The organism is Bacillus sp. FSL W8-1127 (genome assembly GCF_038006725.1).
Lineage (GTDB): Bacteria > Bacillota > Bacilli > Bacillales > DSM-4216 > Bacillus_O > Bacillus_O smithii.
In genome coordinates this window covers 2,972,678-2,996,619 of sequence record NZ_JBBOVU010000001.1, presented here as the reverse complement: position 1 = coordinate 2,996,619, position 23,942 = coordinate 2,972,678, and the positions used below count along the sequence as shown (strand labels likewise).

The following is a 23,942-nucleotide window of genomic DNA, read 5'->3' as shown; positions in this document are numbered from 1 at the left end:
ATGAGGCAATACGAGAGATGCAAAAGAGGGAGCGGACTAGAGAAAGGAAAAAATTCTTTCCTCCTCTAACGTTCTGCTGTTTTCAATCAAAACTTAAAGGGAGTGAAGTGAGGTCTTTTTAAGATACTATTTCAATTTGGGCTTTATTAAAGAATAATGTTGATATTGCAAATTGTTTAAAAGGAGCGCTGCAAAAATATCTCGACAATTATCTTGCTTGGTTCTTGTTTGTAGTTAATCGCAGTCATGAAAGTACTGAGCAACATATTAAAGAGCTTCTGTTGACATCATAGTGTTTGAAATGCAGAATATGATCGTTTGAGTTGATTTAAATCTTTAAATCTTTTTTCGACTATGGGAGTAAATTATTAACAGAATAACTACCCTTTTAGGCACCGTAATAATAAAATGTATGGAACAATACAGCAGAGAGTGAAGCCGTTTCTTCCGTTGTTGAGGCAATGTTAATGGTATCAACCGTCGAAATCTTTACCGAAAAAAGATTAGAAACCCTCGCAATTTCCTTATTATCACATTTTAAGTAACCAGTACCTGTATAATCTTTTTCGAAATAATAATCGTGATTGGCTATTTTAAACGAATACGCTGTTTCAATCAATTGAACTCTTTGGCGTGCAATCGGTACTGTCTGTGAGGATAAATGGTCAGTAATTTATAACGAATTCCGGGAAACGCGCAATCAATGCTATACAGAGGTTTTCCGGATAAATTGGTAATTTTATAAGTATAAGGCAAACCAAAACGTAATGTCGCATTGAAGACATTTGCAGGAAATTTATGTGGCTGTTTTTGCAACAAAAAAATGGTTTTACCTTGTTCGTCTATTATTGGCATTTTTGTTGAAAGAAGCACCGATTTAGGTACTTGATAAGTAAAGTGTTGCACCTTGATACTCCTTACCTTTGTTAACTCAATGTTTCGTTCGTTTGCTATGTTGGTCGCAAATTCTTTATTGCACGTTCAAATCTCTCTTGTTCGCTGATGTCGCGGATATTCACTGTAAATCCAACGATACAGGTATTTAGAATAAAAAAGCTATAGGCAATACGCCAATAGCTTTTTTGAGATGATCAAACCTACAAGAGGTAAATTTCTCATTAGAAACAATGAACAGCCCGGTACAGAATCCAAAGCAATCTCTTCTTTGCTGTTATTGGATTCCATCTGTATTAACTCAGATCTTTCGCTGCTTGATAGATCAGTTCAAACAAATCTTCCAGCTGATCTTCTTCTACGCAGGAGAAAGCGATTCTTAAATCGGTTGAATTGATCGAAACCGTACCGACCCCATAGTTTTCCAACAAGTGGATGCGAAGTTTTTCGGCATCGATGTTCTTTAATTTCAGGCACATAAAATAACCGGAATTAAAAGGATAGAAAGACCAAACTTCATTGAATTTCTTGTTATTCAATAAAATTTCTTTAACTTTATTGGCCCGTTTTTTCATAATTTGAAACTTGGCATTTTTTTGCTCAACAAATTGAGGGGATTGGATTGCTTTTAAAATAAAGGTTTGCGAAGGATGCGATGCACTGGAGATCGTCCCGCGAATGATTCCTTTTGTTTTTTCTTCCAGAACTTCCAACACCTTTGGACTGGAGCTTGCATAGGTGATAAAACCTACTCGAAATCCCCATACGAATTCTTCTTTAGTGGCTCCGTCAATTTTGATTGCCAAAACACGATCATGCAAGCCGGCCAGTTTAGCGAAGAGAGATTCTTTAATCGAGTCTTCATAGAACAATTGAAAATACGCATCGTCCGTCATGACGACAAGATTCATTCCTAGGTTAGCGCATTCTTCGATCACCGATACAATTCTTTCTGCTTCTTGCTCGGTAGGAGTATACCCGGTTGGATTATTAGGGAAATTCAACAAAATAACCGCTTTGCCGTGATCTTTTTCTTTCAGAATGGCTTCTCGCAAGGCTTCTGCATGAAAGCGTTGGTTTTCGTCAAATAACGGGTAAGTTTGTATTCTGGCTCCTCTTCTGATGCCAAATACGAATTTGTAATTGCCCCAGTATTTATCCGGTACAATGAGGGGATCATTTTGATCGACAAATAAATCCGCTACAATACTTAATCCATGCGTGAGAGCATTTGTAACGATAGGTTCGCCTATTGATTTCCCTTGTAAAGAAGGGTTTTCGATGATCATTTTGTCTTTCCACGCAGATCGAAGCTCAGGCTTGCCTGCCGGTGGAGCGTATGTATATAAATCTTCAGGTTCATATGCGGAAAGAGTATCTTGAATTACCGGAAGATACATCGGTCTATTGCCTTCCGTTGCGATGCCAATGGTTGCATTATATCGATAAGCCTTTTTTTTGGCTTCAGCAGACTGGCTAAGGATTCCTTTAGGATAATATAAAGATTTGCCCAAGTCAGACAGCATATCGTATACATGTTGATTTTCGGTGATAAGAGCGTTGTTTAACACGTTCGCAGCCTGATCCAATTCAACTCATCCCTTTCTTACTTTTCTCAATATTAACATATCGAACTGCCAAATTCACTACCATTTTACTTGCTGTTTTTCAAAAAATAAAATGGCGATCTTGTTAAAACTTTGCCGGTGAAATCGTTTATTAGGTCGATCACTGTAAGTACAAAACTCTTTATAGCCAAAAAGATTTTATTCGATAGGTTTTAAATATTCTGAATATATTATAAATCCTTATATAAAAGTAAATGAAATTTATCAATTCACAAAAAAGGTAGGTCCCGACTCTTGGATCAAAAAAATGATTGAAAAGAATAACTTTATTAAGGAAGATTCATCATCACATTTTGTGATGTTAGACAAAAAATAAGAAAACACCAACAGATTCCTGGCAATAATGCTAGCGTCACTAAACATAACAGGAGGTTCTGTCAGTGTTTTCCGTATCACTAGAATTGCCAGAATTTGAAGTTGTTAATCAAGAAATTTTGCCCACTCATTATCTTGTTCATGTTGAGAAAAAAGATGAGGAGGAACGATGTCCTCATTGTGGGTTTCTCACATCATTTGTTCATGACAGAAGGACAAGGAAAGTTAGAGATTTATCCGTGTTAAATAAACCATTATATTTACTGGTGCTTGTAAAACGTTATCGTTGCCGAAACTGTAACGAAGTCTTTACGTCTTCCTTTGAATCGATTGGTTCTCATCAACACTATACGAAGCGTTTTTGTCTTTTCCTTTATGAACAGGTTCTCGGCACCACCATTCAAGAGATTCGTCGAAAATACCAGATTCCTTATTCCACGGTGGAGCGAATTTTTTATTCCGTCGCTCATGATAAAGCGAAGGAACATGAATCTGTCATCCAAGAAACTCAAAGCGATCAAGACATGACTTTGAGTATGGACGAAGTCGCTGTTCGAAAAGGACACAGCTATGAAACGGTACTATATGATGCGAACCTCGGTGCTGTCATGGGGATGCATCACAACCGTGATTTCGATTCAACATTGGAACTTTTATCTTTAAAGGTCCTTCATCCTGAAAAGGTGAAAAACGTGGTCGTAGATATGTGGGATCCCTTTCACAAAGCCGTTCGCAAAGCGTTTCCTCATGCCCGTATGATCGTGGATAAATACCATGTTGTTCAAAAAGTGACTCAGGCGTTCGATCAAGTTCGTAAGAAAATCCCCGGATTAAAAAAAGCACGATTTATCCTACTGAAGGGCTATGAAAATCTGAAAGAAGAGAAACGAGAACGACTAAATGAACTATTAGAAAAACATGAAAACCTAGCCTATGGATATTATCTAAAAGAGCTATTTCGAGACTTTTATCGATCACCAAACTATGAGACAGCAAACCAGTATTGAAAAGAATGGCTTCAACTGGCTTGGAGTAGTCCTTTTCCTTCCTTCCATGAAGTGGCAAAAACGATCGAGAATTGGAAAGACCAGATTCTTCAATACTTTAAAACACCTTACACGAATGGACGAACAGAAGGCACCAACCACAAAATTAAGAACATCAAACGACGAGCTTATGGGTATAGAAATCTTGATCGATTTAGAACACGTGTATTTTTGGAGTGTACAGGAAAAACTTATAAAAAACAGGTGTCCTAGCCTCTCCTTCTTCATCACTTTGATAATCATAGTTGGTGGAAAAGAAGCCGTCAAGGAAAGCACTTGACCGCTTCTTTTCCACCAACTGGCTGGTCTGTAAGATGAAGAAGGAGAGGGTTTGAGTGTCCCCCACTCTAGCTAACTGATTGTCAGAATTCTGTGCTAGTCACAAAAAATGGTGAAGGACTTAAGGAAATTGCTGTTCTTGATCCACGTGTTTTCCAAAATCCTGAATTAGAAACGAAATTATTCCCACCTTTAAAAAAAGTAATCTATGGTAATTACAGTTACAAAGATTCGAAAGATACAAAGATATTAATCGGTATGGAGGAAAATAAATTACAAAAATACCATTATATTGAAAAATATAAAAATGAAAAGATTTATAAATTATTCATTAAAACTAAAGATGGACAAGTCATTTATATAGCCCTAGATTATGGAGCTTTAAGCGGACCACTTTACCGCCATTCAATAATTCTTCTTGTTACAGGTGTAATTTCTTTGATAGTTTTATTTCTACTAACGGCACGATTTTTTAATCGTATATATGAAAATATCCAAAAAATAAAACGTCAGATTCAATCACTAGAAAAGGGAGATTTAACGGCTAAAAGCAATGTAAATGATAGAAGCGAGTTGGAAAACTTATCGCAAAGTACAAATCGAATGGTGGACAAGTTAAATCAGCTTGTCAAGGACACACAAGAACAAGCAACCAAAGCGCAAAAACTTTCTGTATTGTTAGAAGCGGAAACCTCTCAAACGATAGAAAAAATCTATGCTATAACTACCGAAACAACGATGAAATCGAGGGAACAGCTGGACGAAATCATTTCGTTTTTAGATGAATTTGTAGAAACATTACAGCCGTATAAAAAGAATGAACAGGTCCTTCATATCATTGAGAAAGTAGAAGATATGAAACAGATTGCCAATGAACGAACTGCCGCTACTACAGACATGACCATTACTTTGTCGGATTTGATTCATTCTTTGCATGGGCAGTCAAGGGAGTTATCTGAAATTTCGAATGCATTGCTTGAATCTATGAAGAAATTCAAATTATAGGAGTGGGAATGCAATGTCCTTAAAAATTAAAAAAAAGTGAATGAAAAAGCTGTGATCCTTCATATAGATGGAATTTTGGATATATCGACCACTCATCTGTTAGAGCTTTATTTAAAAGAGTTGGATGATAATGTGGAAACATTAGTATTTGATTTTACAAATCTGGAGTTTATTGATTCGACCGGCATCGGCTCTATCATGAATGCGATTTATTTATCTCAAGAAAAACATTTTAAACTAAAACTTCAAGGGATTAATGACCTAACGAACCAATTTTTTGAGATGGTTGGATTGTATCAAATATTAGAAGAGATACAGGGGAGTGAGATGGATGTGTAAAAGCGTACAAACTTATACCCATCAACAGCTCCTTGAAGCGAATCCAGAAATGGGGAAAACTTTGCAACGAGAGATCAATTTAGCGAGAAATATTCAAATGCAATTATTAAATGGAAAAACCCCGAAAGTGGAAGGCGGTGAAATTGCCGGCTTTTCCCTTCCCGCACGGCTGATTGGCGGAGATTATTATGACTTTTATCCTTTAAAAAATGGAAAAATCAGAATGGTGATAGGCGATGTCATGGGAAAAGGAATCCCTGCGGCTATGCTGATGATTCTAACAAGAGGCGCTTTTCGAAGTACCGCTGAAAGTACTCGAGGTCCCGCGGAAACACTAACTTCCATAAACCAAGCATTGTATGAAGACTTACGGACATTAAAATCTTTTGTGACGTTGTTTTGCGCTGATTGGGATCCTAAAACAGGAGCTTTTACTTACGCGAATGCGGGTCATCACCTTCCTATTTATATTAGTGGGAAAGATCGAACGGTGAAAGAACTGCCAAAGGTACAGGGAATTATGGTTGGAGGGCTGCCTAAGCAAGTATATAAAGAGGCTTCTGTTCATTTAGTAGACCAGGATACAATATTCTTTTATACGGACGGTATTATCGAAGCCCAAAATAAAGAGGGGGAACAATATAAATTAGAGCGGCTTATTCAAACGTTGATCAAATATCAAGACCAAAACGTCCACGATATTCAGAATAGTGTTTTAGAATCAGTCAATCGATTTATAGAAGGCGTCCCTCAAAAAGATGATATAACAATGGTTCTGCTAAAAGTAAGTCAACCAAAAGTGGATATTTCAAGTTTAAACGCTCCAGTAATCAATTAGGGGGCAGATAGGGCGAAGCGTAGTTTCAAAAGGAAAAAATATAGAAGAAGCCATACAATTAGGAGTGAACTACCCTCCACTTATCAACCTTACGGTTTGATTGAAGTGGGGGCTTCTCGGGTAATCCCGTCTAATGACAGAAAATTGACCGAGCTAACCCTCTCGTTCCGAAAGTTATTATTCTTTATGCTAATAAGCGTAATCCCTCATTTTTGATATTGATTGCTGAATTGTGATCGCAATCTAATACAAAGCCGCAAGAACATTTATATACACGTTCAGATAATGGCATTTCTTTTTCCTTGCCGCAACATGAACACTTCTTAGTGGAGGGAAACCACTTATCAATTTTCACAAGTTGTTTCCCCTGTTCTTTTAGCTTATACGCTAAGAAAGTAGTGAACATCCCCCAGCCGTTATCATGAACGCTTTTTCCAAAGTTGAGGGCTTGAGACATGCCTTTCATGTCTAAGTCCTCAATAATCACAGCGTCATAGTTTGTTGCTAATTCTTTTGACTTATGATGAAGAAAGTTTCTGCGCTGATTCGCTGTCTTTTCATGTAGCTTAGCCACTTTCAGGTGTTGTTTTTCCCATCTTGCAGAACCTTTCTTTCTTCGAGAAAGAATTCGTTGTGCTTTTGCTAATTTATCTAAGGCTTGCCGATAGTAACGTGGGTAATTGGCTTTCTTACCCTGTTCACTCTCGACATATAGACCATCCATAGCAAAATCCAAACCAACAACTTTCTGTATTTTAACTGGACGAATATCTTTCTCATATTCTGTCAAAATTGAAATGTAGTATTTGCCTGTCTTTGTTTTAGAAATAGTGCAAGATTTGATTTTATAATCAGCAGGTATCTCTCTATGCTGTTTCATTTTTATTGGCTTTTTGATTTTTGGCAGTTTGATATGACCATTTTCTAGCTTAATATTTCCGTTGACCATATTAGTTGTATAGGATTGTTTTGCTTTACGATTTTTGAACTTTGGAAAATCCGCATTTCCTTCAAAGAAATTCTTATAAGCAGTCTGTAAGTTCATTTGTGCATTTGCCAAAGCTAAAGAATCCACTTCTTTTAGGAATGGAAATTCACTTTTATATTTTGCAGGGGTCGGAAACTTTTGCTTTTTAAGCAATTCTTTATCATCCTTGAACTTTTCATACGTTTCTTTGCGTTCAGCTAACATCTTATTGTAGACAAAGCGAACACAACCAAATGTCTTAGCTAATAATGCGGATTGTTCTTTGTTTGGTAACAAACGAAACTTGAAAGCTTTGTTTTGCTTGGCCATATCAATTCACCTCACTTTGTGCGGAAAAATTTCGTATATATTGATTATACCGTAAAAAATCCGTACAATCAATATGAGGTGATAATCATGAGAGAAGAGAAAGAACGTGTAGAAATTCGTATGCCTAAGACGATATTAGAAAAATTGGAGCAATATCAAAAAGAAAATGGGATTCCAACTAGAACAGCCGCAATCTTAGAATTGTTGAGAAAAGGATTGGAAAAATAACTTTGGCTAAAGCCAACCGAAATTCATCTCCCACCTACTCATTGGTGCTATTCGCACCTTCACATTCCTAGAGGATGGGAGACTTCTTTCGGAAAGACGTTAAAATTATTGGATACGAAAAAGGAAGAAGTAGATATTGAAATTATTCAGCACGAAACAAAAGGTTTTTTTGGGAATTGGAGCCAGAAAAGCAATTGTCAAACTAACGAAAGTTGACGCTTCCGTTAAAAAATTGAAGGAGAATGATAGGGCGGAAAGGGAAGGAAACGACAAAGAAATAAATTCCGAAATGCTTAATGATATAATCAGTGAAACATCCTCGTCGCAAGAGAAAACGAGAATCATCCTGTTGCCGATGAAATGGATAAAGAGGGAAAAGTATGGGTGAAATCTGGGAAATTATTTTTTACGACAACGCCAACTTTTTATCCAACTCTGACCATTGGCAAAGGGATTAAATTATATAAGAATAATGAACTTGTTAAAGATAAAAACATCGTTCTTTCAGAAACAGATCGGTATGAAGTAAAGTGTGAGAATGACGTACAAGAAACCAAATGGAATATTTCGATCGATAAGCTGAAATTAAAGGCGCTTCTCCATGTTGAACCTGGTTATAAAATGACAAGACGTATACCGGATATAGAGCCTAGCAAACATATTGAATTAATCGCTGAGGAATTGAAAGAAATTCAAAATACATTAAGCTTCGCAGAGGTCATTGAGGAGTTGGCTTCATTAGGAGTAATCTATGGAATCAATGAAGATCAAATTTTGAAAGCGATCGAATCTCGGCAACCAGGTACATTTGAAATTGCCACAGGTAAAAAAGCGACTCATGGTCATGATGGTTGGATAGAACCCAAAGTTCCTTTAACGATGCAAAATGGTCTAAAAGAAGACGAAGACGGGAAAGTAAATTATCGAGAAATAAGGGCTATTCCGACAGCGGAAAGAGGAGAGGTCATTGCCGTCATTCATCCTCCTATTCCTGGACAGCCCGGTATTACCATTACAAATGAACCTCTTCCTCCAAAGCCTTCCTATCCTATCAAGCTTCGAGCTGGTAAAGGAGTTGTCGTAGTGGATGATAAAATCGTGGCGATGGAATCGGGAAGACCGCATATTGAACAAAGAGGACAACTCGTTAAAGTAGATATTCTTCCAAAAATAACCCATAGTGGAAACGTGGATTTATCGTCTGGAAATATTCGTTTTGTAGGAGATGTCGATATTTTAGGCGATGTAGATGTTAGGATGACGGTCGAGGCGGCGGGCGCAATCTTTGTTCAAAAAAATGTCAATATGGCGACTTTAACAGCAGCAGGTGCAATTGTTGTTAACGGTAACGTCATAGGTTCTAAACTTTCAGCTGGAAAACATAACAGGCTCATCGCAGAACTGGGGCAATTACTCGAGGAAATGCATGTTCAAGTGAAAGGCATGATCGAGGTCATTACACAACTCATCCATTCTCCTGCATTTAAATCAAACGACTTTCAACGCGGCGGCATGCAGCCTCTGATTCGCATTTTGTTAGAGAAAAAGTTTAAGAGCCTGCCTCCGCTTGCTAAAAAATATGTGGATCTTGTACAAAAAGAGGAAAAAGACCTTGAAGATGATGACTGGAAAGAAGTAGCTGTCTTCGTAAGAAAGACTTTTTTATCCTTGACGAAGGAAATCACTTCTCTGGAGCAAATTAAACAGTTAGCCCAAAAAATGAAACAGCTTTCCGAATTTAGCAAAATACCTGTGGAACCCGATTCTTATATTATCATATCTAATGTTTTGAATAGTGATATTTATTGTAGTGGCGATATTATCGTAAGTGGACAAGGTTGTTTGAATACTAAAATCCATGCGGGAGGAAAATTGGAAATACGCGGAATAATGCGCGGAGGGGAAGTATATGGTAAATTAGGTGTTGAAATCCATGAAGCAGGCGCGGAAAGTGGGACTGCAACAATCATCGCTGTGCCGGTTGGCCAAACGATCAAAATCAATAAAGCGCTGGAAGGCACTATCTTAAAAATAGGAAACGTGAAGCATACTTTAAAAGAAAATCAAGATTCGATTGTTGCTCGTTTGGACGAGAATAATAGAATGATTTTTGAAAAGAAAGCCTAGGTGAGTGTATCATGATCAAATATTTTTATAACGAAGTAGAGGATCGTTTAGATGTAAAACTAGAAGGAGATTTTGATATTGAAGGAACTGAAGTCGTGGAAGAAGAGTTAATTCCGACTATGCTCAATTATAAAACAGTGAATATTGATTTTGAAAATGTTCCGTTTGTAGACTCATCCGGAATGGGCTTATTGATCGATATAGTGAAAACCCTAAATGATAAAGGAATAAAGGTTACAATTTCAAAAGTAAGACAAGAAGTTTTTGAAGTATTTGAGATCATACAACTACCCGAAATTTTAGGCGAGGAAGTCTTTGTTTAAACCCAATACAACCCGCAAGTTTTCCAATACATCTTCGATTAAACTTTAACGCATTAAAGGGGTCTGGCCCCTTTAATGCGTTATACTTGACAAGGACAATGGTGAGCGTATAGACTACAAAACATCATGAAAAAATGTTGCCTGCTCCGATTCGGCTCTTTTTATAAAGTTGATGTTTGAATCACCTTTATTGTGTTCTGGAATAAATAGACTTGTGCCATAAAGTTTTGCCGGTCTTGACACTTTGTGTGCCGATTTTCTAAAAGAAAACAGACTTTTTGAACTCCCGCTTTTAACTGCGGGAATTTTATTTGGCCGAGACGGCTGTGCTTATATGGCAATGCGTTAACCAATGTTGGTTTTCTTTGTTTCAAATAGATAAAGAAACACGGTTATTAATAGCTGTGTAAAAAATTTTAAGGAGGGGTTGCTGCAGAATGAACGTTGAAAACACATCAGTTCAATCCTATCGGAAAGCTCCTATATTGGGCGTTATGATGATAGGAGCTTTGATCGCGTTTTTAAATCAAACGTTAATTAATGTGGCTGTGCCGCAAATTATGGATCATATGCACGTTTCCGCGGATACCGTAAACTGGTTAATCACGATCTTTATGCTAGTGAATGGGATCATTATTCCAATCACCGCTTTTTTGATGAATCGATTTACGACAAGGCAATTATATATCTCTTCAATGGGGCTTTTTGCCGTTGGAACTCTTATTTGCGGCATTGCTCCTAGTTTCTCCGTGCTGTTGGTCGGCCGGGTAGTACAGGCGGCTGGAGCGGGGATTTTGTTCCCGTTGATCACGAATGTGATTTTTACGTTATTTCCGCCGGAACGCCGTGGTTTTGCGATGGGGATATTTGGCGTAGCCATGAACTTTGCACCGTCAGTGGGACCGACATTATCGGGATGGATTTTGGAACACCATTCGTGGCGGGTTCTGTTTTTCATTATATTCCCCATTGCTCTTGCTGATTTGATCGTTTCTCTGTTTCTCGTAAAAAATGTGACGGAAACGAGCCGACCAAAACTGGATACCATTGGCGTGATACTATCTACTATTGGCTTTGGCGGGATTCTCTATGCTTTTTCAACAGCAGGAACCAAAAGCTGGGAAAGCCCGGATGTCATGGCGCTTTTGATCGTTGGCGGAATCAGCTTGATTTTGTTCGTATGGCGCCAATTGGTGGTGGATGAACCGATATTGGAGTTCCGTATTTTTCGGTATCCGATTTTTACACTTACCACGATTATTAATATTTTAGTGACGATGGCTATGTTCTCAGGGATGATTTTGATGCCGATTTACATGCAAAATATTCGTGGATTTACTCCGTTGGAATCGGGCTTATTGCTTTTGCCGGGTGGTATAGTCATGGGATTGATGTCTCCTATTACGGGCAAGCTTTTTGACAAATTCGGAGCTAAATGGCTGGCCGTTGTCGGATTGGCGATTACGATCGTCACTACCTATATGCTTACCCGGCTTCAAACGAACACGACTTTTGCTTATGTAGTGGCCGTTTATACTGTCCGGATGCTTGGCATTTCCCTAGTGATGATGCCTATTTTTACGGCCGGTTTAAATGAATTGTCGCTAAGTTTGAATAAATATGGAACGGCGATGGTAAACACGCTGCGAATGATCGCAGGCGCTATTGGAATGGCCTTCTTTGTCACGATTATGACGAATGAAGGAAAAGCGCATATACAAAATATTGTCGCTTCTCAACATATTTCTCCTGCCGATAAAGTGCATATGGCGATGGCGATTCACCAAGGAAGTGCGATGGGGATTCAAGATGCCTTCATGGTAGCTACCGGCTTGACCGTCATTGCTTTTGTCTTGTCCTTCTTTATTCGGCGGGTGGAACCAAAAGAAAATAGGATAACGAATCGCATAAGAACGAGAAAAAAAACAATTGCCGATGGAAATTTAGCTAAATAGTTCAGCTATTTATAATGAAAAAAGGCGGGAAATCACTTGCTAAAAGGATTCCCGTCTTTTTTTCGCACATTAATGGACAGCAAATTCTGAAATACAGGGCTGAAAGAAAAGATAAATCTTAAAAGCGCTAGGGATTGAATGGAAGTTTTATACTATTGGCATGAATGAATGGAACAGTAATGGAAGAATAAAAGAGACAGAACGAAAAACTCTCGATTAGTTCCGGAATGTTGATGGTAATTAAGAGATGTAGTGTTTGGTAATTAAGAGTTTGCATAAAATAGTGCATATTCACAGCTTTACATGGAGTGACGGGTCTGATAGGCTAATCTGCCTATAAAAGCCATACGGACCGACACTTTGCGATGAATTATACCCGCAGAGGCTCCATGTCAAGCGACTTCGCTTATGAAAATTTATACAGTGAGATGAATATAATTATTTGCCATTTGATGCATTTTTTAATTGCCAAAAACATCCGTAAAAAATCAGAATTTTCATATTTTATCTAAATGTTAGGAAGAGCGGCACCTAAATCGTTTTCATGATGAAATTCAGGTTACTCTTACCATCATCAAAGAGAAAGGAAATACGATCTTTCTCCACGGTTCTATCATCCTGTGATGAAACATAGTCGAAAATGGGTGGAAAGCGTTTCTCAAATGTTCATACTTAGGAGAAAAATAGAAAAAGCACCTGCAAAATGGCAGATGCTTTAAAAGTAAAATGTCGAGTGAAGGAAGGTTATTGAAAATCTGTATGGAACGATCGGGATGACAGGATTTGAACCTGCGACTCCTAGCACCCCATGCTAGTGCTCTACCAAGCTGAGCTACATCCCGAAAGACACATGATTATTATAGTACGATTTTTTTCGGGTGACAATAGACATTCCTTCATTTCAAAAAGAAAATGTTTATCGATCTGTCGATCAAAGATAAAAGCTCCAACATCTGGTGTTCGCTTATCGAAAAATCTTTCATTCAAAAAAGGAAATTCATGAATTGTTTACACTCTCTCCGTTCAATCTGCCATTTTTTATATTATGATATACGGTAGGGAGGTATAAAAATGAAAAAATTGGGGTTCATCATGATTCTATCTATTTTGGTTGTCATAGCTGCCGCTTGCTCAAACACCAATGATAAAGCGAACAGTCATGATACGTCCAATATGGATAGCAAGAGTACGGAAAACAGTGATCATTCCCAAATGTCCGGTAGTCAAAAAGATTATTCGAATTTGCCTATGACCACTGCCACAAAAGAACTAGCGGGAAATAACATTACCATAACAGCAAAAGAAGCAGTGAATTCATTTGATTCTAAACATAAGTTTCCCGTTTGGACTTTCAACGGTTCTGTACCAGGACCTATTATAAAATTAAAACAAGGTCAAACCGTGAATATCACGCTTAAAAATGAATTGCCACAACCTGTGACCATTCATTGGCATGGGCTTCCGGTTCCTAACAGCCAAGATGGCGTTCCAGGGGTGACCATGAACTCAGTGCAACCCGGCCATTCTTTTACTTATCATTTTACTGCCACTGTACCGGGTACATATTGGTATCATTCCCACCAAGATAGTGTGAATCAAATCGATAAAGGTTTATATGGAGCCATCATCGTGGAGGGAGCAAACGAAGAAAAAGTCGACAAAGACTATACTCTTATGTTGGATGAATGGAATTCATCCGGCATAACGATGGATGAAATGAAGAGCGGCAAGAATCATACGGATATGAACAGCGATAACATGGGAACGTATGATTTGTATACAATCAATGGAAAATCCGGAGATTCCATACCGCCATTAAAAGTTCGCAAAGGAGACAAAGTACGTATTCGATTGATCAACGCCGGATATATCACTCATAATATTCATTTGCATGGCCATGCGTTTAAGGTGGTTGCCACCGATGGAAACCCGATTCATAATCCGCAATTAGTGAAAAATAAGCTCATCCCTGTCGCGCCGGGTGAACGATATGATATTGAATTTACAGCCGATCATCCCGGAACATGGTATATCGATTCTCATGATCACAATAAAGCGGACAAAAACATGGTGGCCAAAATCGTTTATGAAGGGTCAAACCGCCATACAGATAAGCCGGATTATAAGACTTCATTGCCGCAGTTGGATATAACAAAATACGGCGAAAAGGGACCGTCCAGATTTACTTTGAATCAAAAATATGATGTAAACTATACCATGGATTTAGGCGTAAAAGTGGACAAGAAAGGCACCACGCATTATACCATCAACGGAAAATACTATCCGAAGACGGATCCGATTTATGTAAACAAAGGAGATTTAGTCAAAATCACGTTACGAAATATTTCGACTGTTGATCATCCGATGCATTTACATGGCCACTCTTTCCAAGTATTAAGTAAAAACGGAAAACCGCTGACAGGATCGCCTTTGATAAAAGATACACTCAATGTCAAACCGGGAGAAGTATATGTCATCGCTTTTCAAGCGAACAATCCCGGTGATTGGATGTACCATTGCCATGAATTGCATCACGCTGCTGCCGGTATGATGATAGACGTGAAGTATCGAGGATTTAAGCCTTCTTTTAAGGTAGACCCAAATGCCGACAATCGTCCGGAATAAAATGTGAAAATAGATGGCTGATTGGCAAACCCGTTTCCGATTTCAATCGGAAAGCGGGTTTGCTTTTTTGGCTTTATAAGCATCGGATTGCCGTTTCTTTCGTTTAAGAACGCGAAAAACCCTCGATTTTTAACAAATAATGGTTTTCAAATGGATAGTGAATCTTTAATATAAAAAGTAGATAAAACTTCGATAAAAATAGGCTGGTCTGCTTGCTGATTTTCATGAAAATTCAAGCGAATAACACTGCCAAGAAAATGAATCTGATAGGTTAATACGAGTATTGTCCCTTGACTACATATTTTTGCAGCCCCGTACATATTATTGAAGTTGCCAGCAAATTGAGAAAAAGCAAGTTTACAAGGTTTGGGGTTTCATTGTGAAAAGCATATAGAACGGTAGATATCCTATCTTCATAAGCTTAACACTTCCTTGGACGGAAGAAAGGAAGGCTGTTAATACTCATACGGCTTCAAAACGAAACTGAGGCGGCGATTAAAAGGACAATCAAAGGGGGGGAGATTATGGGGGTTCAAGTAAGCGCTTTAGGTGCGATCGTCGCTTTAGCGATGGCGATCGTGCTTATTTTGCGCAGAGTTTCACCTGCTTACGGAATGATGGCAGGGGCTTTCATTGGCGGAATCGCTGGAGGAGCCGATGTGACCAATACGGTGGATGTGATGATGGAAGGAGCAGAAGGGATGGTCCCTGCTGTTCTGCGTATTTTAGCCGCAGGGGTGTTGGCAGGAGTGCTGATTGAGTCCGGAGCCGCAGCGTCGATTGCGGAAACGATCGTACGAAAGCTCGGAGAAGCAAGGGCGTTATTAGCGTTGGCTATTGCGACCATGATTTTGACGATGGTCGGAGTGTTTGTGGATGTCGCTGTGATAACGGTTGCGCCTATTGCGCTGGCGATTGCCAGTCGGGCACAGTTATCCAAACCCGCCATTTTATTGGCGATGATTGGCGGAGGAAAAGCGGGCAACATTATGTCGCCTAACCCGAATGCGATCGCTGCCTCAGATTCCTTCCATGTTCCGTTGACGTCTTTAATGGCTGCCGGGGTGCTTCCGGCTTTTTTCGGAATGGTGGTCACTTATCTTTTGGCGAAGAAATTGATGCGAAAAGGGACAATGATTGCGGAACAAACGGAATCAGCCGGCCATGAACAGAAAGAATTGCCCAGTTTTTTAGCTGCGATTACGGCTCCCATAGTAACCATTGCGTTGCTGGCGCTGCGCCCGACTTTTCATATGGATATTGATCCTATGATCGCACTTCCGGCTGGTGGAATAGTGGGGGCAATGGTGATGAAACAATCCAAGAAGATCAATGCTTATGCCATTTCCGGTTTGTCGAAAATGTCCGGCGTTGCCATTATGTTATTAGGGACAGGAACGTTAGCTGGAGTGATTGCGAACTCGTCGTTAAAAGAGGGGATCATCAGCGGCTTAACTCATTCAGGATTGCCGGCCTATTTATTAGCGCCGATTGCCGGAATCTTTATGTCAGCTGCTACCGCTTCTACAACGGCAGGGACAGCTGTCGCCAGCAGCGTATTTGGAGGCACGATTGTGGGGTTGGGTGTTTCTGCGTTAGCGGGTGCGGCCATGGTTCATGCGGGGGCTACCGTGTTAGACCACTTGCCTCACGGGAGCTTTTTCCATGCTACAGCGGGCAGTGTTCATATGAAAATGAAAGAACGTCTCAAACTGATGCCATATGAATCGCTTGTTGGAATGACATTAGCGGTCGTATCCACTTTGATTTATGGAGTATTTCACCTTTTCGGATCATAAAGAAACGGAGATGAAACGATGAAAATTGTGATTGCACCTGATTCGTTCAAAGAAAGTTTGTCTGCTTTTCAAGCCGCTCGTGCGATCGAAAAAGGATTTCGGGACGTATTTCCGGAAGTGGAGTACGTGTTAATTCCAATGGCAGATGGGGGAGAAGGGACTGTTCAGTCATTAGTGGACGCGACCGGAGGGACCGTCATCGAAAAACGAGTGACAGGACCATTAGGAGAGCCGGTAGATGCGTTTTTTGGTTTGCTTGGTGACGGAAAAACAGCGGTTATCGAAATGGCGGCTGCTTCCGGATTACATCTTGTCCCGAACGAAAAACGAAACCCTCTGCTCACAACGACCAGAGGAACGGGAGAATTAATTCGAGCTGCTCTGGATAAGGGTGTAGAACATTTGATCATTGGAGTTGGCGGAAGTGCTACGAACGACGGAGGTGCCGGAATGATTCAAGCGCTGGGAGGCCGGCTTTTAGATCAAAAGAGACAAGAAATTGCCCCGGGGGGAGGGCATTTGTCGGAATTGGCGGAGATTGACCTGTCATCGCTCGATTCAAGGCTGAAAAAGGTGAAAATCGATGTTGCTTGTGACGTCGATAATCCTTTAACAGGCCCGAACGGAGCTTCAGCTGTGTTTGGCCCGCAAAAAGGCGCCACACCGGAAATGGTTCGACAGCTGGACGAAAATTTAAGCCGCTTTGCTGATGTGGTGGAACAAACATTGGAAAAACCGATTCGCCATGTTCCCGGTGCCGGAGCGGCAGGCGGGCTCGGCGCCGGCTTGCTTGCGTTTCTGGATGCGGAATTAAAGCGAGGGGTCGAGATTGTGCTGGAGGCGGTTCAATTTCAAGAGCGCGTCAAAGATGCTTCTCTTGTGATTACCGGGGAAGGACGCATAGACGGTCAAACGATCTCGGGGAAAACGCCTATCGGTGTCGCCAAAGCCGCAAAACAATATGGTATTCCGGTGATCGGCATCGCCGGTTCGTTATCCGAAGACAGCGACATCGTGTTGCAGCACGGAATCGATACCCTTTATAGCATAGTCCCGGGGATCATCCCGTGGGAAAAAGCCGTTCAACACGCTGAGTTTTACCTTCAACAAACATCCCGCCATATCGCACGGACGATAAAGATGGCTAAGCATATCGATTAGGAAGGATTCATCACATATGGGTATGAAAGAGGTTAAAAATCATCGCGTTAATCATTGATCCATAAAAAAATCAGAGGACTTGGATGACCGTTGTTGATCCAGATCATTGAATAGCACGAAAATGTGAAACCGGCCGGATAATAATGAGTCCAATCCTTCATGTGATGTCTTCAAATACTGAAAAAAGGGATCATTCCCCGCTTGAATGGACGGGAAATGATCCCTTTCGCTTTTTGCGTTAGCATTGTTTCGAAGGGTCTGTTAAGTCTTCCCCGATGATTTTGACTTCTCTTTCGAGGTTGACGTTGAATTTTTCTTTGACGGTTTTTTGTACATGGCGAATCAAGGCGATATAGTCGGCTGCCGTAGCATTGTCGATATTGACGATAAAGCCGGCATGTTTAGTGGAGACTTCTGCGCCGCCGATCCGTGTGCCTTGAAGTCCGCTGTCTTGGATCAGTTTTCCGGCGTAATAACCGGGCGGCCGTTTAAACACGCTGCCGCAAGACGGATATTCCAAAGGCTGTTTGGACTCGCGGCGCTCTGTTAAGTCATCCATTACTGCTTTGATTTCTTCGTAGTCACCGGGCTGCAATGCAAAGGCAGCTTCCAGCACAATATAGCCTTTTTCGGCCACATTACTTGTACGGTAAGAAAGATCGAGGTCAGAAGCCGGCAGTTTTAATAAGTTTCCGTCGCGATCCACGACCATCACATAATCGAGCACATCTTTTATTTCTCCGCCGTAGGCACCGGCATTCATAAAAACAGCTCCTCCAACCGTACCCGGTATTCCGCACGCAAATTCCAGGCCGGTTAACCGGTTTTCCAAGGCGTATTTAGAAGCATCGATAATCGCAGCGCCGCTTTGTGCGCGGAGCTGATTTCCTTCCACAACGATTTTGTTCAAGTTTTTTAAACAAAGAACAATGCCTCGTATTCCACCATCTTTCACGATTAAATTGGACCCATTGCCGATCAAAGTGAAAGGAATTTGTTCTTTTTTCGCAAATTGAACCACTGCTTGAACTTCCTCAAAAGTAGTAGGTGTGACAAAAAGGTCCGCTTTACCACCTAACCGTGTATAGGTGTGTTTTTTTAGACATTCGTCTACTTTGATATTGTCTTTCATGACCACTTCTGCTAATTTATCGTAAAATTGCCGATAGTCAGCCACTTGCATCATTCCTTTATTCGTAATCTTCGGATGTCGAAATCATCGTTTATCCATCTGTCGACAGATCAGGAGTTTCTATATTGCATTATAGCAGTTTTCGTGTCGTTTCAGAATAAAGAATCTCTAATCGCCAAAAAAGTTTCTTGAAATCCTTGACAAAGATAATGATAATCATTATCGTTAAAAACGAAGGAACTAAATGAGAATCATTTTCGTTGAATGGAGTCTTCGATAGTTTAGAAAACTTTCTCGTTCCTGTTTTTAGAAATTTCCCCCTCTTTTTCTGCAACATCCTAGATGAAACTGAATTCAGCGGTCTGCTGTGGAAAACCAGGCAGGCCGCAGCTTTTATTCTATATATTCAAACCGGGCATTAAAAGGAAGCGGACCTAGATCAAGGATAGAGGAAAAACTAATTATACTGTATTTTTCAGAACAAACATTCGCCCACTCCCTTATAAGAGCGATGGGCGAATGTTTCTTTTGGACTGCTTTTTTGTGGGTCAGACACACAAAAGCGAACGGGCATAGCCAATCTTCGAGTACCAATTAAAAGGAACTCCCCTGTTATAATAGAGGAGGCATATGTTGGCTATCATGAGAAACGAAAAGCGATTGGAAAGCAAAGAAGACGGGGACTGAAAGAGGATGGTCGTTATGCAATCAACAAAAAAGATTCTGCAAAACTTATGGTTTATTTTGATTAGCAGTATTGGCGGATTTTTATTGTCGCGGACGGGAGTTTCCATCGGTTGGATGATCGGATCATTGATGTTGGCCGGGGTGCTGGCCCTTTGGAAACCGGCGTTTGTTTCTTTTCAACAAGTGGAAATCAAGCTGATGAAACATTGGATGTGGATCGGCCAATTTATTTTAGGAATTCAATTGGGACAACAAATGAATACCACTGTATGGCATGTCTTTCATGAGGACGGCTTGATTGTGCTGGCCATGCTGCTTTTATCGATCAGTTTTTCGCTATTGTCTGGATTCATTTTATGGCGGTTCAGCTCGACCGATTTCATCACGAGTTTTGTGGGAACGGCTCCCGGAGGGCTTTCTGCCATGCCGGGAATTGCGAGCGAGTTGGGGGCGAATGTAGCGGTTGTCAGCCTTACACAGATGGTTCGGGTGCTTCTTGTAACGGGGACGGTTCCTTTTTTTATTTCGATGTGGGCGCTGCATTCTTCACACTTTGTCGGTAAAGGGACGCGAACGATAGCCGTTCTTCAAACGACCGATCCTCATCTAGCTTGGACGGCAGTTTTGGTGGCTGTGGCGGCGGCTGGAGTTTTTGTCGCAAAATGGATCAGAGTCCCCTCTCCTTGGCTTGTTGGAGGAATGATCTTTGTGGCGATCGCGCAAACGTTAGGCGGAGTGCTGAAAGGGCACGATTTGAATGCATGGTGGCCGAATTGGCTGATGATCGTAGCGCAAATTCTCATGGGAGCAAGCATTGGCTCTTCTTTAAACAAGGAAATGTTTCAAGGTGCACGGCGTATTTTTCTTGTGGGATTGGCCGGATCGGTTGGACTGGTGATGGCTACAACTGTCTGCGCCTATATTGTTTCTCGGTTTACGGATATCGGATTGGCCACTTCGGTTTTGGCATTTGCTCCGGGAGGGATTGCCGAGATGGCCGCGACAGCCGTGATCCTTAACGCGGATTCTACTTTTGTGGTCGCCGTTCAAGTGATCCGCGTCATCATTGTCGTCGCTATCCTGCCATCGTTTTTTAAATGGGTGAACCGCAAATACGCCATGTAAGATCTATCGCTAAGCGAAGAATTCAATAGCAATGATTCAACAGGGAAGGCACTGCCATAGAGCGGGGCGTTCCTTTTTTTTATGACCATGGTTTTTCTTCTGTATCAACCATCATTTGCCCTCATCTTGAAATAGGCGTAAAATTCAGAATAGATGAATATTTTTATCAAGGAGGATTCGACTTGTCGATTAGATGAAATCAATCAGGGGGAAAGCATGCACGGTTCTCAGGTGAAAAAGACGAGTGACATGATTTGGTTTGATCGTTTAAGTCTTATCGGGCCAGAAACAAGGGTAGGAGGGTTCAGGATGAAAACAAAGAAAATAGCCGTGATACCAGGAGATGGGGTCGGCAAAGAAGTAGTTCCGGAAGCATTAAGAGTAATGGAAGCTTTGTCTCAACTGCATGGAGGCCTTTCCTTTTCTTACGATACATATCCTTGGAACTGCGAATATTTTCTGAAGCATGGAAAAATGATGCCGGAAGATGGTTTAAGCCGATTGGCTGACAGCGATGCCATCTTTTTAGGAGCGATTGGCGATCCTCGATTGGTGCCCGACCATGTGTCATTATGGGGGATTCTCATTAAAATCAGGAGAGAGTTTGAGCAGGTGATCAATGTCCGGCCGGCTAAACAATTGAAAGGGATAACATCGCCTCTGGCTCATCCGGCCGGTTTTGATTTTATCGTCGTTCGCGAAAACAGCGAAGGCGAGTACAGCGAAATCGGCGGAAAAATCCACAGCGGGGAAGACGAGATGGCGATTCAAAACGCCGTGTTTACGAGAAAAGGAATCGAACGAGCAGCGACATACGCCTTTGAACTCGCAAGAACAAGAAGAAAGCGAGTGACCAGCGCAACGAAATCGAATGGCATTGTCCATACGATGCCTTTTTGGGATCGCGTCGTTCAAGAAGTTGCGGCGAAATATCCTGATGTCGACATGAAGTCCTATCACATTGATGCGTTGGCTTCCTTTTTTGTGACTCGACCGCAGGAGTTTGATGTCATTGTCGCGAGCAACCTGTTCGGAGATATTTTGACCGATCTTGGAGCGGCCATCATGGGCAGCATTGGCATCGCTCCATCCGGAAATATTCATTTAAACGGAAAATACCCGTCCATGTTTGAACCTGTCCATGGCTCCGCGCCGGATATTGCAGGAAAAGGAATCGCCAATCCAATCGGGCAAATTTGGACGGCGAAAATGATGCTGGACCATTTTGGCGAGCAGGAATCGGCTGATTTGCTATTGGAAGCCATTGAGGCGGTGCTGGAAGCAGGAATCAAAACACCGGATTTAGGCGGAAAGAACACGACGAAAGAAGTAACGGATGCGATTATCCGAAAAATGAAGGAACTTGCGGAATGAAGAGAGGCTGTTTTATTTACGCTTAGGAGTTCAATGAATCTATGTTTTCGAATATCAGGGGTCGACTGTAAAGGGCCATGACTATGGCTTGTCAGTCGGCCCCATTTTTTTATGCCTGTTTTCAAGAATATATGGAGGACTTTTGAACGGTGGGATACATTTCCTCTTTCTTTATTATTCTACCACTTTACTAAACTAAAGAACTTGTTGTAAAATAGTAAAGTCAAATCAAGATCCTGATGAAAACGATCGTTTTTTCTTAATAAAGGAAGAAGGATTGGTTTTAAGATAATGAATCAGAAAGGTGAGCAGAATGAACAATAAAAAATGGGGATTATGGATTTTAACCATGTTTGTTGTTGGAAATATGGTAGGAGGCGGCGTTTTTATGCTTCCGACTAATTTGGCGCAAGTGTCCAGTCCATGGGGGGCCACTCTCGCCTGGATAGCAACCGGGCTGGGGGTTTTTATGATTGCGCTCGTATTTGGAAATTTATCCATTCGAAAACCGGAGCTGAAAGCTGGGCCGCAAAGCTACGCACAGGCGATGTTTTCTTCGCCTAATGCCGGACGGGTTGCCGGCTACAGCATGGCGTGGGGATATTGGGCAGCCAACTGGGCTGCGACCGCTTCGGTCATCATTTCTTTTGCCGGTTATTTAACTACCTTTTTCCCGATCATGCAAAGCAAAAAACTTTTATGGTCAGCCGGATCGTTTCAATTAGAAGTCGGCAAACTGATCACTTTTTTAGTGTGTACGGTGATGCTGTGGGGAATTCAATGGATTCTGACTCGCAGCTTTGACGGTGCCGGGAAAATCAATTTAACGGCGACTGTTGCGAAAGTGCTTGGATTTACCTTATTTGTCGTTTTGACTATTTTTGCTTTTGATCAAAGCAATTTGGGAAATGCCAAACATTTTGTGGATTCGACCGGAAAGGCAGTGTCTTTGGGCGGACAAATCAATGGTGCAGCTATTTCCGCGTTGTGGGCTTTTATCGGCATCGAATCGGCCGTAATGCTTTCCAACCGGGCAAAGTCGCAAGGAGATGTTAAGAAAGCAACCCTTTTAGGATTATTGATTTCGATGCTGATTTATATCGGGATTACACTGCTGACGATGGGGGCTCTCTCTCAAGATGAACTGAGAGAATCGCAAAAACCGCTTGTCGATGCTTTAGGACAAGTGATTGGAAGCGGCGGTACTTATATTATGGCAATTTTAGCGTTAATTTCTTTGTTCGGATCGACTGTAGGCTGGATTGTCGTCAGTTCCGAAGTGCCTTATCAAGCGGCAAAAACGGGACTATTCCCTGCTTTTTTCGCCAAAACCAATGGAAAAGGAAGTCCAATAAACTCTTTAACCCTCACCAATTTGATGACGCAGATTTTCTTGTTTTCGACCATATCCCATACGGTGAACCGAGCTTATAATTTTGTCATTGTAGTGGCGACGTTGGCCTATTTGATTCCGTATCTTGTGTCCGCCGTCTATCAATTAAAGTTGGTGATTACCGGAGAAACTTATGGCTTAGCGCAAGAAGCACGGAGAACAGACGGCGTGATTACCGTTCTCGCATTGGTGTACTCCATTTGGGTCATTAAAACAGGAACGGTTGATATGAGAACTTTCTTGCTAGGCATCGGTTTATTTGTGGTCGGATTGCTGCTGTATCCGTTCATTATGAGAAATCCGCAGCCGATCAACAAAGAAGCAGAAAGCCGGTTATAACATTGTCATGAAAGCCGTATAGGAGAAAAGAAT

General features: G+C 41.1%; 19 protein-coding genes, 1 tRNA gene and 2 pseudogenes. 16 read left to right on the top strand and 6 right to left on the bottom strand.

Annotated features, from left to right (window positions below; translation table 11 throughout):
* Positions 1 to 179: 179 nt before the first annotated feature.
* Positions 180 to 293: pseudogene (locus NST12_RS17175) on the top strand (IS1595 family transposase); the annotation flags it as partial.
* A gap of 95 nt (positions 294 to 388) precedes the next feature.
* Here NST12_RS17175 and NST12_RS17170 read toward each other — a convergent pair.
* The 3 genes from NST12_RS17170 to NST12_RS14050 form a co-directional block, all read right to left on the bottom strand.
* Complete coding sequence (locus NST12_RS17170) at positions 389 to 619, bottom strand: tubby C-terminal domain-like protein (RefSeq protein ID WP_445662333.1); 231 nt, start codon at positions 617 to 619, stop codon at positions 389 to 391.
* Positions 616 to 906 (bottom strand): tubby C-terminal domain-like protein, encoded by a 291-nt coding sequence (locus NST12_RS14055; protein WP_048624063.1) that lies wholly within the window; start codon positions 904 to 906, stop codon positions 616 to 618. The genes NST12_RS17170 and NST12_RS14055 overlap by 4 nt, the downstream gene beginning before the upstream one ends.
* 284 nt (positions 907 to 1,190) lie before the next feature.
* Positions 1,191 to 2,483, bottom strand: coding sequence for an aminotransferase class I/II-fold pyridoxal phosphate-dependent enzyme (locus tag NST12_RS14050; RefSeq protein ID WP_341101619.1), 1,293 nt, complete (start codon positions 2,481 to 2,483; stop codon positions 1,191 to 1,193).
* A 419-nt stretch (positions 2,484 to 2,902) separates the two neighbouring features.
* Here NST12_RS14050 and NST12_RS14045 point away from each other — a divergent pair.
* From NST12_RS14045 to NST12_RS14030, 4 genes and pseudogenes are all read left to right on the top strand, one after another.
* Positions 2,903 to 4,096: pseudogene (locus tag NST12_RS14045) on the top strand (ISL3 family transposase).
* A 159-nt stretch (positions 4,097 to 4,255) separates the two neighbouring features.
* The gene (locus NST12_RS14040) at positions 4,256 to 5,167 is read left to right on the top strand and encodes a methyl-accepting chemotaxis protein (protein ID WP_341030171.1); all 912 of its coding nucleotides are present in this window, start codon (positions 4,256 to 4,258) and stop codon (positions 5,165 to 5,167) included.
* Positions 5,168 to 5,203: 36 nt separating this feature from the next.
* A complete protein-coding gene (locus tag NST12_RS14035) occupies positions 5,204 to 5,506 on the top strand; it encodes an STAS domain-containing protein (protein WP_341030170.1) in 303 nt (100 codons plus the stop codon).
* Complete coding sequence (locus NST12_RS14030; protein ID WP_341030169.1) at positions 5,499 to 6,344, top strand: PP2C family protein-serine/threonine phosphatase; 846 nt, start codon at positions 5,499 to 5,501, stop codon at positions 6,342 to 6,344. The genes NST12_RS14035 and NST12_RS14030 overlap by 8 nt, the downstream gene beginning before the upstream one ends.
* A gap of 184 nt (positions 6,345 to 6,528) precedes the next feature.
* Here the strand turns inward: NST12_RS14030 and NST12_RS14025 are convergent, their stop codons facing one another.
* On the bottom strand, positions 6,529 to 7,641 hold the full coding sequence (locus NST12_RS14025) for an RNA-guided endonuclease InsQ/TnpB family protein (protein WP_341030168.1): 1,113 nt from the start codon (positions 7,639 to 7,641) through the stop codon (positions 6,529 to 6,531).
* A gap of 87 nt (positions 7,642 to 7,728) precedes the next feature.
* Between NST12_RS14025 and NST12_RS14020 the strand changes: the two genes are divergently transcribed.
* From NST12_RS14020 to NST12_RS14005, 5 genes are all read left to right on the top strand, one after another.
* Positions 7,729 to 7,869 (top strand): ribbon-helix-helix protein, CopG family, encoded by a 141-nt coding sequence (locus NST12_RS14020; RefSeq protein WP_003352379.1) that lies wholly within the window; start codon positions 7,729 to 7,731, stop codon positions 7,867 to 7,869.
* 21 nt (positions 7,870 to 7,890) lie between these two features.
* Positions 7,891 to 8,085: a Jag N-terminal domain-containing protein gene (locus NST12_RS17165; protein WP_445662349.1), complete on the top strand. Its 195-nt coding sequence runs from the start codon at positions 7,891 to 7,893 to the stop codon at positions 8,083 to 8,085.
* A gap of 168 nt (positions 8,086 to 8,253) precedes the next feature.
* The gene (locus NST12_RS14015; RefSeq protein WP_341101616.1) at positions 8,254 to 9,996 is read left to right on the top strand and encodes a DUF342 domain-containing protein; all 1,743 of its coding nucleotides are present in this window, start codon (positions 8,254 to 8,256) and stop codon (positions 9,994 to 9,996) included.
* A gap of 11 nt (positions 9,997 to 10,007) precedes the next feature.
* Positions 10,008 to 10,319, top strand: a complete 312-nt coding sequence (locus NST12_RS14010; RefSeq protein WP_048624058.1) for an STAS domain-containing protein — start codon at positions 10,008 to 10,010, stop codon at positions 10,317 to 10,319.
* A gap of 437 nt (positions 10,320 to 10,756) precedes the next feature.
* The gene (locus NST12_RS14005) at positions 10,757 to 12,274 is read left to right on the top strand and encodes a DHA2 family efflux MFS transporter permease subunit (RefSeq protein WP_341030165.1); all 1,518 of its coding nucleotides are present in this window, start codon (positions 10,757 to 10,759) and stop codon (positions 12,272 to 12,274) included.
* A 768-nt stretch (positions 12,275 to 13,042) separates the two neighbouring features.
* Here NST12_RS14005 and NST12_RS14000 read toward each other — a convergent pair.
* Positions 13,043 to 13,116 (bottom strand) — tRNA-Pro (locus NST12_RS14000).
* 229 nt (positions 13,117 to 13,345) lie between these two features.
* Here NST12_RS14000 and NST12_RS13995 point away from each other — a divergent pair.
* The 3 genes from NST12_RS13995 (at position 13,346) to NST12_RS13985 (ending at position 17,859) form a co-directional block, all read left to right on the top strand.
* The gene (locus tag NST12_RS13995) at positions 13,346 to 14,899 is read left to right on the top strand and encodes a multicopper oxidase family protein (protein WP_341101614.1); all 1,554 of its coding nucleotides are present in this window, start codon (positions 13,346 to 13,348) and stop codon (positions 14,897 to 14,899) included.
* Positions 14,900 to 15,423: 524 nt separating this feature from the next.
* Complete coding sequence (locus tag NST12_RS13990; protein ID WP_341101612.1) at positions 15,424 to 16,698, top strand: GntP family permease; 1,275 nt, start codon at positions 15,424 to 15,426, stop codon at positions 16,696 to 16,698.
* Positions 16,699 to 16,716: 18 nt separating this feature from the next.
* Complete coding sequence (locus tag NST12_RS13985; RefSeq protein ID WP_341101610.1) at positions 16,717 to 17,859, top strand: glycerate kinase; 1,143 nt, start codon at positions 16,717 to 16,719, stop codon at positions 17,857 to 17,859.
* 238 nt (positions 17,860 to 18,097) lie between these two features.
* Here NST12_RS13985 and murB read toward each other — a convergent pair whose 3' ends face one another.
* Positions 18,098 to 19,042: a UDP-N-acetylmuramate dehydrogenase gene (gene murB / locus NST12_RS13980; RefSeq protein WP_341102247.1), complete on the bottom strand. Its 945-nt coding sequence runs from the start codon at positions 19,040 to 19,042 to the stop codon at positions 18,098 to 18,100.
* Positions 19,043 to 19,693: 651 nt separating this feature from the next.
* On the opposite strand from murB, the gene NST12_RS13975 reads away from it, so the two are divergent.
* The 3 genes from NST12_RS13975 to NST12_RS13965 all read left to right on the top strand — a co-directional run bounded on the left by NST12_RS13975 (position 19,694) and on the right by NST12_RS13965 (position 23,909).
* On the top strand, positions 19,694 to 20,803 hold the full coding sequence (locus tag NST12_RS13975) for an AbrB family transcriptional regulator (protein WP_341101609.1): 1,110 nt from the start codon (positions 19,694 to 19,696) through the stop codon (positions 20,801 to 20,803).
* Between the two features lie 309 nt (positions 20,804 to 21,112).
* A complete protein-coding gene (locus tag NST12_RS13970) occupies positions 21,113 to 22,177 on the top strand; it encodes a tartrate dehydrogenase (protein WP_341101607.1) in 1,065 nt (354 codons plus the stop codon).
* Positions 22,178 to 22,490: 313 nt separating this feature from the next.
* Positions 22,491 to 23,909, top strand: coding sequence for an amino acid permease (locus NST12_RS13965; protein WP_341101605.1), 1,419 nt, complete (start codon positions 22,491 to 22,493; stop codon positions 23,907 to 23,909).
* The last annotated feature ends 33 nt before the right edge of the window (positions 23,910 to 23,942 follow it).